The organism is Shewanella sp. BC20, assembly GCF_003129585.1.
Classification (GTDB): Bacteria; Pseudomonadota; Gammaproteobacteria; order Enterobacterales; family Shewanellaceae; genus Shewanella; species Shewanella seohaensis.
Map to the genome: position 1 here is coordinate 73,489 of NZ_NHRI01000012.1, position 13,607 is coordinate 87,095.

Below are 13,607 nucleotides of genomic sequence, written 5' to 3' on the forward strand. Positions count from 1 at the left end.
CATTTTTTATGACCCTCATTTTTTATGACCCTAGGGCTATTAAGCGATTACCACACTCGAGCCACTAAGCCCTTGAGGTAAAAACCTTCTGGGAAGGCGCTGCCAATCGGGTGATCGCTCGCCTGGCTTAAACGCTCGATAAATTGGATCTCACGTTTGGCATCCAAAGCCGCATCGGCAACGATTTTTTGGAACAGATCCGCAGGCATTAATCCCGAGCAAGAGAAGGTCAACAGCACCCCGCCCGGATTTAATAATTGCAGCGCAATCATGTTGATATCTTTATAGCCGCGGCAGGCGCCATTGAGCTGCGACTTATTGTCGGCAAACTTTGGCGGGTCGAGTACGATCACATCGAAGGTTTTACCCTCATCACGGTACTGGCGTAACAGCTTAAACACATCGGCTTCGTTGTAATGCACATTGTCATCATTTAAGCCATTGACTCGCATGTTCAAACGCGCGGTATCGAGGGCAAGCGCCGACACGTCGACGTTTTCAATGCTGGCGGCGCCCGCCTTAGCAGCATACAGGCCAAAGGTGCCCGTGTAGCAAAAACAGTTCAGCACCGATTTGCCCTTCACAAACCGCGCCGCCATAGCACGGTTGTCGCGCTGGTCGAGGTAGAAACCAGTCTTATGACCCTTAGTCACATCGACGGCAATCTTGATACCGTTTTCTTCAATAATGACGGGCATTTCAGGCAGCGTGCCATGGAGCAGTCCCATGGTGGAAGCTAAGCCTTCTTTCTTACGGGAATCAACGTCTGAGCGCTCGTAAATCGCGCAATCGGGGTACAACTCGGCGAGCACATCGACAATAGTGTCACGCCATACATCGGCGCCCATGCTCAGCAATTGGCAGACCAACACATTGGCGTATTTATCAATAGTGATACCGGGCAAACCATCGGACTCGGCGGCAATTAAGCGGTAACCGGTTAAGCCTTGCTCACGAATGAGATCGTCGCGTCCCGCTTGGGCTCGCAGAATACGGCGCTTAAAAAACTCACGGTCAATTTCTTCTTCGCGATCAAAAGTCCAAATCCGCACTTGGATTTGAGACTCAGGAGACCAGGCACCACGGCCCAACCAATGGCCATCATGGGCAACCACATCGACGGTATCGCCCGCTTCGAGTTTACCTTTAACGTTGTGGATCCCGTTGGAAAATACCCAAGGATGACGACGCTCAAGGGACTTTTCGCGACCGGGTTTAAGTTTGATTCTGACTGCCATAGTACCGCCTTAAAAAAGTACCGCCTTGCTAAATTGAACCGCCACAACAAACTGCGTTAAGTTCGTCAGGCGCCGTCTTCAAAAAATGGAAGCGGATAATATACCTAATATCGTTTGAGCGCGAGCCATCCACAGTAAACAACACATGATGGTGCCGCGCTAAGTGATGGCGATCATAGCTTAGTTTTCGCCGCAAAACCCACTTACCACAGCCGATTTTTGGTAAGCCAGCACGATTTTCGACGAGATAAACAGGATTTCGCTGAAAGATATTCTCGCCCCTTAAGGTCTTATCCCAGTAACAGGACTTAAGCAAAAGCTGCACAAGCAACTAGGCTTATTCCTGTATTTATCCATCCGCTTTATATGCTGCCTATTGGTGCTGTCGTTATAAAAGCAAGCTAATCAACAAGATGACTCATGTAGTCAGAATGCAAAGGAAAAGACCATGAATAAGAAAGCCCAAACCGCACTTTCAGGTGCAGCACTTGCTATGGCCATGGCCGGTATGGCAAGCCAAGTGAATGCAGCAGAACCTATGACCAGCGCCGACAGTAGCGACCTCGTCCACTGTTATGGCGTGAATACCTGTAAAGGCCATAACGACTGTAAAACCGCAGATAACGCCTGCGCCGGACACGCCAGCTGTAAAGGCAGTGGATTTGTGGCTATGCCATCCAAGAGTTGTGGCGATGTCGGTGGCAAAGTGGCCGATGATTGGGTGGGCAAAATCGCCAATACCGAGTTAGTGCACTGCTATGGCATTAATACCTGCAAAGGCCATAATGACTGTAAAACAGCAGACAATGCCTGCGCTGGACACGCCAGCTGTAAAGGCAGTGGTTTTGTAGCTACCCCAGCGAAAGCCTGTGGCGACTTAGGTGGCAAGGTCGGCGCCTAAGGCTTATCCGCAAGCTTGGTACAGAGGAAGAAGCGGTCGGAATCTGGGCCGCTTCAGCCACTCAGTCATCATGAGGTTGATACATGGATAAACAGCGTCTCACTCACCCTACCCTAGGTTTTGGTTTAGGACTGCGAACCCAGCACTTCGACCATGTGCTTAGGCATCAACCCGAGGTCGACTGGTTCGAGATACTCTCGGAAAACTTTATGGTCGCGGGCGGAAAACCTCGCTATTACCTGAGTGAGATTGCCGAGCGTTATCCACTGGTGATGCACGGCGTTTCTTTATCCATCGGCAGCACAGATCCGCTGAATATGGATTATCTCAAGGCGCTCAAACAACTCGCGAATGAAGTGCAGCCCCAATGGATTTCGGATCATATTTGCTGGACCTCCATCCACGGTATCAATAGCCATGACTTACTGCCCCTACCCTACACCGAAGAAACCGTAAGACACGTGGCCGAGCGCATCGGCATAGTACAGGACTTTTTAGGCCGCCGCATTTTGATGGAGAACGTCTCCAGCTATTTGTCCTACCAAGATTCCACCATGAATGAGTGGCAATTTGTTAATGCGGTAGCCGAGGAGGCTGATTGCCTATTGCTGTTAGACATTAACAACATCTATGTCAGCGCCCGTAACCATCAGTTCCCTCCTGAGGATTATCTGCTGCAAATCGCGCCTAATCGGGTGCAACAATTTCACCTAGCGGGTCACTCGGATTACGGCGACTATGTTATCGACACCCATGATCACGACGTTTGCCCCAGTGTCTGGGAGCTGTATCGGCAGGCATTAACCCGCTTTGGCGGCGTCAGCACTATGATTGAGCGCGATGCCAATATCCCCGAATTTAATTCATTGGAAGCCGAATTGGCGATTGCCCGCAACATCGCCCGCACCACGTTAGGCGAGTCCCATCCTCTGGTTTACAGACCGCGGCAGGAGACGGTGGCATGAGTCAACTTCGCGAGATCCAACAGCAATTTATGGATTATCTGCTGGCAAGCGCCGCCCAAACGCCGATACCAGAAACCATAGAAAAATCCTTTAGTGACAAAGTTGCCGAGCAAGGCGGCGTGGGGCGCAATATTCGCATGCAGATTTACGCCAATGCCTATCGCATTCGCTTAACCGAAGTCCTCGATACCGACCATGAAATACTCGGCCAGTATTTGGGAGATGACTTATTCGCGCGCATGGCCAATGGCTATATCGCCCACCAGCCCTCACGTTTTACCTCGCTACGCCAATTTGCCGATGCCCTGCCCGACTACTTAGCCAGTGACGCTTTTTTTAGTCAGTATCCAATTATCAGCGATATCGCCAGATTCGAGCGCCGCCTACTTAACGCCTTCGATGCCAAGGATGAACAGCGCGCAAGTTTTGCGGCACTACAATCCTTACCCGCCGATGCTTGGCCCTATTGCCAACTGCGTTTTCACCCTAGCGTGCAACTTTTTGAGTGTGCCAGCAATGCGGTCGAAACCTGGCAAGCCTTAAAGCATCAACAAGTCCCACCCGCGCCCGATTATCAAGCTAAACGCGCTTGGCTACTCTGGCGCGGCGAGAGTCGTTTAACGGAGTTTATCTCCCTCGCAGAATACCAATTAGCCTTGATTCAAGGATTTATTCACGGCGCCAATATTGCCGAGCAATGCGAATTGATGCTGGCGTTTTTTACGCCAGAAGAGGCCATGCAGCAGCTGTTACAAGCACTGCAGGCTTGGTTTCATTTAGGCTTGATATTGAGTGTTCAACCGAATGATTAAGGCATCAGCCGCTCTATACACAAGCAGTGGCTCGAACCGCTAACGCCGCAGTGCCAACTCCACCATCACGGGCGCATGGTCGGTACTATAGGCATCGCGCTCATATTCGGGCCTGACTAAGTGTCTATCACAGGTCTGATAATCCACCACCTGCGCCAAACTGCGGCTATCGCTGGCATCAAACTCATTGGAGAGCAACACATAATCCAGCACAGATCCTTTAGGGCCATAGTAATGGGTGGGCGCCCTATGCTCACGGTAATGGACGGCGTTATCGGCTAAATTGGCTTCGATAAACAGCTCATAGGCATCTTGTAATCGATAGTGGGCAAACACTTGAGCTAACGCCGCATCGGATAAATGCCCAAGCCCTGCGGCTTTAATATCGTTACTGTGCAGCGCTTCGCCTTGGAGCGTTAACGCATCCAGCGCGCCTAAGGACAAACTATCGTTAAAATCCCCCATCAGGATCACCGGATATTTGGCACTCTGTCTTCTGGCGAGTATGGCATGGAACAGCAATGCCGCCTCGGCGCCCCGCTGCATGGTCGAGGCCCAACGCCCGAGGGCTTGTTCGGTTAATAACTTAGTCTCGGCGTGTAACTTTAGATCCGACGGCGCATTTAACGACAAACCCAAGGGATGCGGCTCTAAAGCCAATCCCGGCCGCTTAGATTTAAAATGCACCACATAGCAATCACAGGGGCCAATCTGCGGCACCTCCACCGTCGCACGTAACACTTTACGGCTAAAGCTAAATTCGCTCGACAGCCCCATCGCCGCCACTAAGTGCGCCTCTGGTTCGATAGCGTGTACCTCTAGGATAGGGAAGCGAGACGCCAGCGCCACCACAGGGCTTTGGTAGATATAGTCACTGACCAAGGTTGCACTATCGACCACCGCAAAGTGAGTGAGTCCCTGCTGCAGCGCAAGCTGGCGTAACGGTTCAGGGCTAAACACCTCCTGAAACCCAACAATATCCGGATGATGTTGATTCAACAACTCGCTAAACCATTGGCACTTTTTCTGCCATTGGCCGTGGCTATAGATATTCTCAAAATCGTAAAAGGCTGAGGGCGGCTCGATAAAGTTAAATAGATTCAGGGTCGCAATTTTAATATTCGATTGCGTTGCCTCGGTCGAACTAGACCATTCTGGGGAATGCTGCGCCACGGTATTATTCCTCTTTAGCCAAATCATGCTCTCAACAGCGCCTTTAACGGATTTACGCATCAAAATGACCTATTTCCCCAACGACTTAGGCAAGAGATGCCATCTTAAGGCGTGATACCCAAGGTTATACCTAAATCGATTTGATCATCAATCACAGCATGCTCATTGCCACCAGCAACCTAGGCAAGAAAGCCCATAAAACCAACAATCGCCACACCCAATGAGAACACTTAATCACCAAGGCGCAACAAGATTAAAACCAACCAACTCAATTCGTTCAAGAATAAAAACCAAACTCAAACATAAACATAGTGAATTGGCACTCGGGTTTGACTTTGCGTTTTCGCGGTTTAGAATCTAGCCACTTTTATCATTGCGGAGACCCACTGTGGGCACACACATAAGTGACAGTAGATGCCCTGTCCAAGTGACAGGATTAAACACCTAGCACTAGCCCGCAATGTTTTTGCTGCTACCTGCTAGGCAGGGTAGTAGCGTGACGCTTCCTCACTCCACTCCCATATATTCAATTTAAGCCTTTCCCCATGGCCAATCAGCTTATGCTTGCGCTCGGCTATTGGTTTTATCCGGCCTTTGGCTGGAGGTAGAATGCTGACCATTGAATACATCTTCACCCATGTTTTGCCCCAGTAGGCTTCCCTTACCTTGGGAGTTTATCTATGGCTTATATCAAGCATACATCCACCTTAGCCCGGCAACCTTTGGCCCTCTTTGGGCTATGCCTTAGCGTCACGGCGAACGCTTCTTTACTGGACGTTGATGATCCAGGCATCGCCGAGCGCTGCGAGCTGCAACTCGGCTGGCAACAACCTAGATCGGATCACTCTGCCTCTGCACTCAAAACGGCGGCGACCTGCAACCAAGGACAATGGGAATGGCACTTAGGGTTTGAACATCAGCATCTAAGCGTTGAAGAACAAGCAGACAGCAGCAATAACCAACAGCAAACCGAGCTGGGCATTAAATTACCCTTGCCTATCGACACTGGCCCTTGGCAGAGCGCGCTGGCCATTAATCTGCAACACCATCATCAAGATCCTCACCCCATTGGCGCAGAAGTGCTCGGCATTATGGGATATCAGATGGCGGAACGGGATTTACGCCTCTATAGCAATTTGGGCTTTTATCAACACGCGGCTCAGTCGCCACAACTGATCGCAGGCATCGCCATTGCCTTAGCGCAGAGCGAAGACCAGCAATGGATCGGCGAAATTTATCGCAAAGCACCCGAGGCACACGCCTACCGGCTTGCCTATCAATGGTTACTCAAAAGACAGTTGCAACTCGAGTTCAGCCTAGGCAATGACCTTAAGGGAAACGCCCAGCAATTCGGTGCTGATATCACTTTTTTCTTTGGCTAATAGCTCGTTGGGAGAATGACCTATGAACATGAACAACAACCAAAAAAACACTAAGCAAATCATCTTAGCCCTGCAAATCATCCTAGAACAACGCGACAGCGAGAGCATGGTCGCCTTGGCCAAAGAGCGCCATCCCGCGGACATTGCCACCGCGCTCAGCACCTTTAGTCAGTCGCAGCAATTAGTGTTTTTGCAACTGGCATCGGCAAAAGTTGCCGCCGATTTACTGCGCTATTTAAGCGATGAGCAGCAAGCCGCATTAGTGCAACAGCTTGATAAAGCGACACTATCGTCGCTATTACTGACGATGGCGGCGGATGAGCGCGCCGATCTCTACAATCTGCTCGAACCTGAGCAGCAACAACTCTTCCTGCCAGTGTTAGCGCAGGCTAAACGGGAAGATCTGCGTACCCTAGCCGCCTACGATAAAACCAAGGTCGGTGCGGCGATGACATCGGATTACACCTTGCTCAATAGTCGACATACCGCCGCCCAGGCGATTGATATGCTTCGCACGGAAACCGCCGACAAAGAAACCATATATCAAGCCTATGTGGTTGATATGTTGGGGCGCTTAATTGGTACCGTCTCACTACGGCAATTACTGCTGGCCCAGCCCGAAGAACGAGTGGTCGATTTTATGAAGCCCAACCCCATTGCTTTGGATGCCAACGCTCAATGCCAAGAAGCGGTGCAGATGATCGCCCATTACGATCTGCTGGCCCTGCCCATCATCAATGGTAAGGGGCAATTGGTCGGGATTGTGACCTATGACGATGCGATGGATATTGCCAGCTCACAGGCCGATCTCGAGTTCACTAAAACCGCGGCCATAGGCAATATCGAACACAATTTAAAGACCGCAAGCATAGGACTACTCTACCGTAAGCGTGTGGTCTGGTTGGTGATTTTGGTCTTTGGCAATATCTTCTCCGGGGCGGGTATCGCCTTTTTCGAAGATACGATTTCGAGCTATGTGTCTTTAGTCTTCTTTCTGCCTTTACTTATCGACAGCGGCGGTAATGCTGGCTCGCAATCCGCGACCTTAATGGTGCGGGGATTAGCCACGGGCGAAGTGATACTCAAGGATTGGCTCACACTGCTAGCGCGCGAGTTAGGGGTTGCGGGATTACTCGGTGCCAGCATGGCACTGGCGGTGTCCTTGCTCGGTTTCTGGCGCGGCGGCCCTGAAATTGCCCTCGTCGTCGCACTGACTATGCAAATTGTGGTGATCATTGGCAGCCTGATTGGTATGTCACTACCCTTTTTACTCAGCAAGTTAAAAATGGATCCGGCTTCAGCCAGCGCGCCACTTATCACCTCAATAGCCGATATCATTGGTGTGCTGGTTTACTTTAGTATTGCCACTCTGATACTCGACTTACCGACGGCATAGGTCGATGGCCCTCTAACAAGTCGTCACAGCGTTTGCAGTCAAATGCCGCTGTGACGCATAGATTGGTGTCATAGCTTAAAACCACCATGGGAAGGCAAAGGCATTTATCGCTCAGTCTTCCCATCTGGCTGAGGTCCGTTATTTGCGCCAGTTCATAAATTTGTTGTTTATTAAGAAAATGATAAGAATAAAACGCTGGGGTAGATTACGCTTTTACTAGCCGCATTTTGATTTAACACCTGCCTCACAGGAATCGCCCATTAATCGGCGAACAAGCTGCTGCCATAACAATATCGACAAAGGTTTAGAGGTTTTTATGTGGTTTCATTCCAAACTCAAAGCAGAAAACGAAGCGCTTAAACAGCGGCTGATGGATCAACAACACAGACACGAATTGGAAATTGAAGAGTTAAAAAACATGGCCCGAGAAAACGAGGCCATGCAGCAACAGTCCCGTCAGCATATTGATCTATATAGCGAAGTCATCGCCTGCCAAAACCAAGGCGGCGAGATGCTAAATGCAGTGAGAGAAGGCCTAGCCAGCAGCGCTGAATTACTCACAGAAGAACAGGCTGCGCTGTCTGAATTAGATAAAATATTTGATCAAACACGGGTAGCAATTGCCAATTTAGGCAGCCGCGCGACTGACATCAACGAGCAAGCCACCAACAGTATGGATGCCGTAACTGAGCTGAATAACACTACCTCATCGATTAATCAGTTTGTCTCCGCCATTCAAGGCATCTCAGAGCAAACCAACTTACTCGCCCTCAATGCCGCTATCGAAGCGGCTCGTGCGGGAGAAGCTGGCCGAGGCTTTGCCGTGGTCGCCGACGAGGTAAGACAACTCGCCAGCAAGGCCCACGAGGCCAGTAGCCAAATTGAAAAACTGGTAAAACAGATTGTGGCACAGGCGTCGAATATCAAAGAAATTGTGCACAACAATCAAAACAGCGCCCTCGATGTCGCCTCCTCTTCGACTCAAATCGGCCAAGTGGTTGAAGATGTACTCCAACGCTCCCACAAAATGCAGCAGGTGATCCACAATGCGGCGACCGCATCTTTTTTAAATACCACTAAACTCGACCACGCTGTATGGAAGAGCCATGTGTATCAATTAATTGAGAAGAATCAACATAACCACAGTGTGAACTCCCATACAGAGTGCCGCTTGGGGCAATGGTATTTCAAAGGATTTGGCGCGGAAAATTATCAGCATTTAAGCAACTTTAAAGCCCTCGACGCTCCCCATAAAGCAGTGCACGATGCGGGTAAAGCGGCGCTGGCAGCAAAACAGAAAGGCAACTTAGCAGACATGGTAAAGCAGTTACATGCTATGGAAGACTCGAGTATGCGGGTTGTGGCTTGCCTCGATAATCTACTGCGAGATGTGTATCGCCAGTAACTCGCAAGTGTCAGCAGAGATGAGCGCCCTTGGGCGCTCTTGTTATTGCTAAGTCTCTTTTCCCTTCCCGCTCCTGCACTCGTAGTAGGGGGAATTCACTATCTATGTGCCGCTGACTAGAAGCCATCGCGCCATCACAACCTACAAATACCCTAGAGCCGCCTTGATAGCCTAGGGCTTATCAACTTTACTTCATTGAGAGCATGCCGTGAGACTTGCCTATAACCGTTTCATTTTTAGGGTGATTAATGAAGTTTGTCACACACTTACTACTTGCAGTGTGCCTGTGTATTCTTCCGTACCGAGCGCTTGCCGCCCTCAGTATTTATACCGAAGAATGGGCTCCCATTAGCTTTTCCGTCGACGGCAAACCCGATGGTTTAGCGGTACAAGTGGTGCAAGAAATTCAAAAGCGCGTGAAGAATCAGGATCCCATCAAGGTCGTTCCCTGGGCACGCGGCTGGAAAATCATGACAGAACAGCCTAATACAGTGCTGTTTGCCATGACCAGAACGCCAGCACGGGAACAACTGTTCAGCATGATTGGCCCTATCGCCACGGGGACCATTAACTTCTACGCCCTAAAAGACAGCCAACTCAAGATTAGCTCGATTGATGATGCCAAGCAGGCGAAAGCCGTGGGTGTATATCGCTCTTCCGTGGAAGATCAATTATTAATGGAGCATCAGTTTACCAATATTGCCCCCGCTACCACACCGTTACTGAGCGCGAAGCAACTGATGAAAAAGCGTATCGACTTATGGTGCAATACTAACCTCACCGCACCGAGTATTCTCGCCGAAGCGGGCGCGAGTATGAATGAGGTCAAATCCCTCTACACGATCAGCGAAAATCATCTATACATTTCGTTTTCGAAGGGAACCCCCAACAAAGAAATAGAACAATGGAAAGAGGCGCTTATCAACATCAAGGCCGATGGCACCTTTGCACAAATTTATCACCGCTGGCTGCCCAATGATGCGCCGCCAATGGAAACCGAGCGCGTTGGACAATAAATCTTTAGTACAAAGTATTGAGTGCAAAAAGAAAGGCCGGATAACTCAGTTATCCGGCCTTTTGATGACAGAGGCTTATGGCTTATTTAGCCAATACGCGCTGATGCAGCTCTTGCACTGACGTCACGTTAGTACGGTCGTCCGCAGCGTGTGCCATACAAGTGGCGAATGCTGCGTTCATGGTCGTGGTGTAGTTCACTTTGTAACGCAGTGCACCGCGACGTAATTGACGAGAGTCTTCAATCGCTTGACGGCCTTCAGTGGTGTTCACGATATAGGTGTACTCACCGTTCTTGATGCGGTCAAGAATGTGTGGACGGCCTTCGTGTACCTTGTTCACTAAGCGTGGGTTGATACCCGCTTCACCTAGGATAACCGCAGTACCGTGGGTTGCATCAATTTGATAACCCAACTCAATCAACTTAGCGGCTAAGTCGGCAACACGTTTCTTGTCGCTGTTACGCACAGACAACAGAGCACGACCAGACTTAGGCACTTCAGAAGTCGCACCTAACTGCGCCTTAGCATAGGCTTCGGCGAAGGTATCGCCCACACCCATCACCTCACCTGTTGAGCGCATTTCAGGGCCTAACAGTGGGTCAACGCCAGGGAACTTGTTAAATGGCAGTACCACTTCTTTCACTGAGTAGAAAGGTGGGATCACTTCTTGAGTGAAGTTTTGCGCCTTCAAGCTTTGACCCGCCATCACACGGGCGGCAATCTTAGCTAACGGCACGCCAGTCGCTTTCGATACGAATGGCACGGTACGCGCTGCACGTGGGTTAACTTCAATCATGTAGATTTCGTTATTCTTCACGGCAAACTGTACGTTCATCAGACCGACAACACCCAGCTCCATCGCAAGCTTACGCACTTGTACGCGCATTTCGTCTTGGATTGCTTGGCTTAAGGTGTAAGGAGGCAGTGAACAGCCTGAGTCACCTGAGTGAACACCCGCCTGCTCGATATGCTCCATAATCGCGCCGATAACCACGGTTTCGCCGTCACACACTGCATCGATATCCACTTCGATAGCATCGTCTAGGAAGTGGTCTAACAGTACTGGCGAAGCGTTAGATACGCTTACCGCTTCGTTGAAGTAGCGCAGTAAATCCTGTTGGTCGTAAACGATTTCCATCGCGCGGCCGCCCAGTACGTAGGATGGACGAACAACCAGCGGATAACCGATACGCTCGGCGGCAATCACTGCACCTTCAACTGTGGTGACTGTATCGTTTTCAGGCTGTTTCATTTCCAGACGTTGAATCGCTTGCTGGAAACGCTCACGGTCTTCAGCACGGTCAATCGCATCTGGGCTAGTACCAATAATGGGCACACCCGCCGCTTCAAGGGCGCGAGCCAGTTTCAGCGGCGTTTGACCACCGTACTGTACGATAACGCCCTTTGGCTTCTCGATACGGACGATTTCTAACACGTCTTCTAGGGTAACAGGCTCGAAGTACAGACGATCTGAAGTGTCATAGTCGGTAGAAACGGTTTCAGGGTTACAGTTAACCATGATGGTTTCATAACCGTCTTCACGCAGGGCTAATGCCGCGTGCACACAGCAGTAATCGAATTCGATACCTTGACCGATACGGTTTGGACCACCACCTAACACCATGATTTTTTCGCGATCTGATGGGTTCGCTTCACACTCTTCCTCATAGGTTGAGTACATGTAAGCGGTGTCGGTGGCAAATTCAGCCGCGCAGGTATCTACGCGCTTGTAAACTGGGTGGATATCGAAACGGTCACGCAGTTTACGGACTTCAGTCTCGTTTACGCCAAGGACCGCAGCCAAACGCGCATCGGCAAAACCTTTACGCTTAAGCTTACGCAGCAGTTCTTCGTTAAGACCGGCTAAACCACCTTCGGCCACTTGGCCTTCCAGCTTAATCAGCTCTTCAATCTGGACTAAGAACCATGGGTCGATGTTGGTTAAACGGAAGATTTCATCCAGGGTTAAACCCGCACGCATAGCGTCGGCGATGTACCAAATACGGTCACAGCCTGGCTCTTTCAGCTCGAGGCGAATGCGCGCTAAGGCATCGGGTTTGGTTAAGTCAGTGATTGGGTCAAAGCCGTGACGGCTCACTTCTAAACCGCGCAGGGCTTTTTGCAGTGACTCTTGGAAAGTACGGCCAATCGCCATCACTTCGCCCACTGATTTCATCTGAGTGGTTAAGCGATCGTTTGATCCGGCAAACTTTTCAAAGTTAAAGCGAGGTACTTTAGTCACGACGTAGTCGATGGCTGGCTCGAATGACGCTGGCGTACGACCGCCAGTGATGTCGTTCATCAGCTCATCGAGGGTGAAACCCACCGCTAACTTGGCGGCGATTTTCGCAATCGGGAAGCCCGTTGCTTTAGACGCCAGTGCCGATGAACGTGATACGCGTGGATTCATCTCGATGATAACCATGCGGCCATCTTTCGGGTTGATACCAAACTGTACGTTCGAACCACCGGTTTCAACACCAATCTCACGCAGTACCGCCATAGAGGCGTTACGCATCAGTTGGTATTCTTTGTCTGTCAGGGTTTGTGCTGGGGCAACGGTAATAGAGTCACCAGTGTGCACGCCCATTGGGTCGAAGTTTTCGATAGAACACACGATGATACAGTTGTCGTTACGGTCACGAACCACTTCCATCTCGTATTCTTTCCAACCGATTAAGCTCTCGTCGATGAGCAGCTCTTTGGTTGGCGATAAATCTAAACCTTGAGAACAGATTTCTTCGAACTCTTCCTTGTTGTAGGCGATACCACCGCCTGAGCCACCCATAGTGAATGATGGACGGATAATACAAGGGAAACCCACGAGGTCGAGTACACCATAGGCTTCTTCCATGCTGTGGGCGATGCCCGCGCGTGGACACTCTAAGCCAATGCTCTTCATGGCTTTGTCGAAGCGGCTACGGTCTTCTGCTTTATCAATCGCGTCGGCGGTTGCACCGATCATTTCAACGTTGAATTCAGCCAGTACGCCTTTTGCTTCAAGCTCAAGGGCGCAGTTCAGCGCGGTTTGGCCGCCCATAGTTGGCAGAATCGCATCAGGACGTTCTTTAGCGATAATGTTGCGTACCACTTCCCATTGGATTGGCTCGATGTAAGTGGCATCGGCCATTTCAGGGTCGGTCATAATGGTGGCAGGGTTAGAGTTCACCAGAATGACGCGGTAACCTTCTTCACGCAGGGCTTTACAGGCTTGAGCGCCTGAATAGTCGAACTCACACGCCTGACCAATGACAATCGGGCCTGCACCTAGGATAAGAATACTCTTTATATCTGTACGTTTTGGCATTGCTTCTCTCTT

Annotated in this window: 10 protein-coding genes; 7 read left to right on the forward strand and 3 right to left on the reverse strand. The window is 50.3% G+C overall.

Going from position 1 to position 13,607, the window contains the following annotated elements; all coding sequences use genetic code 11:
- Positions 1-47: 47 nt before the first annotated feature.
- Positions 48-1,238: a class I SAM-dependent rRNA methyltransferase gene (locus tag CBX96_RS13415; protein WP_011621765.1), complete on the reverse strand. Its 1,191-nt coding sequence runs from the start codon at positions 1,236-1,238 to the stop codon at positions 48-50.
- 448 nt (positions 1,239-1,686) lie between these two features.
- Between CBX96_RS13415 and CBX96_RS13420 the strand changes: the two genes are divergently transcribed.
- The 3 genes from CBX96_RS13420 (at position 1,687) to CBX96_RS13430 (ending at position 3,916) form a co-directional block, all read left to right on the forward strand.
- Positions 1,687-2,139, forward strand: a complete 453-nt coding sequence (locus tag CBX96_RS13420) for a hypothetical protein (RefSeq protein WP_011621764.1) — start codon at positions 1,687-1,689, stop codon at positions 2,137-2,139.
- Positions 2,140-2,222: 83 nt separating this feature from the next.
- Positions 2,223-3,104, forward strand: coding sequence for a DUF692 domain-containing protein (locus CBX96_RS13425; RefSeq protein WP_109287029.1), 882 nt, complete (start codon positions 2,223-2,225; stop codon positions 3,102-3,104).
- Positions 3,101-3,916: a DNA-binding domain-containing protein gene (locus CBX96_RS13430; RefSeq protein WP_109287030.1), complete on the forward strand. Its 816-nt coding sequence runs from the start codon at positions 3,101-3,103 to the stop codon at positions 3,914-3,916. The genes CBX96_RS13425 and CBX96_RS13430 overlap by 4 nt, the downstream gene beginning before the upstream one ends.
- 39 nt (positions 3,917-3,955) lie before the next feature.
- Here the strand turns inward: CBX96_RS13430 and CBX96_RS13435 are convergent, their stop codons facing one another.
- Complete coding sequence (locus tag CBX96_RS13435; RefSeq protein WP_109287072.1) at positions 3,956-5,089, reverse strand: endonuclease/exonuclease/phosphatase family protein; 1,134 nt, start codon at positions 5,087-5,089, stop codon at positions 3,956-3,958.
- A gap of 680 nt (positions 5,090-5,769) precedes the next feature.
- On the opposite strand from CBX96_RS13435, the gene CBX96_RS13440 reads away from it, so the two are divergent.
- The 4 genes from CBX96_RS13440 to CBX96_RS13455 all read left to right on the forward strand — a co-directional run bounded on the left by CBX96_RS13440 (position 5,770) and on the right by CBX96_RS13455 (position 10,288).
- Complete coding sequence (locus CBX96_RS13440) at positions 5,770-6,471, forward strand: hypothetical protein (RefSeq protein WP_109287031.1); 702 nt, start codon at positions 5,770-5,772, stop codon at positions 6,469-6,471.
- 22 nt (positions 6,472-6,493) lie between these two features.
- On the forward strand, positions 6,494-7,867 hold the full coding sequence (mgtE, locus tag CBX96_RS13445) for a magnesium transporter (RefSeq protein ID WP_109287032.1): 1,374 nt from the start codon (positions 6,494-6,496) through the stop codon (positions 7,865-7,867).
- Positions 7,868-8,183: 316 nt separating this feature from the next.
- The gene (locus tag CBX96_RS13450; protein WP_011621760.1) at positions 8,184-9,272 is read left to right on the forward strand and encodes a methyl-accepting chemotaxis protein; all 1,089 of its coding nucleotides are present in this window, start codon (positions 8,184-8,186) and stop codon (positions 9,270-9,272) included.
- Between the two features lie 248 nt (positions 9,273-9,520).
- Positions 9,521-10,288: an ABC transporter substrate-binding protein gene (locus tag CBX96_RS13455; RefSeq protein ID WP_109287033.1), complete on the forward strand. Its 768-nt coding sequence runs from the start codon at positions 9,521-9,523 to the stop codon at positions 10,286-10,288.
- 82 nt (positions 10,289-10,370) lie between these two features.
- Here CBX96_RS13455 and carB read toward each other — a convergent pair whose 3' ends face one another.
- A complete protein-coding gene (gene carB / locus CBX96_RS13460) occupies positions 10,371-13,595 on the reverse strand; it encodes a carbamoyl-phosphate synthase large subunit (RefSeq protein WP_086903370.1) in 3,225 nt (1,074 codons plus the stop codon).
- Positions 13,596-13,607: the final 12 nt, after the last annotated feature.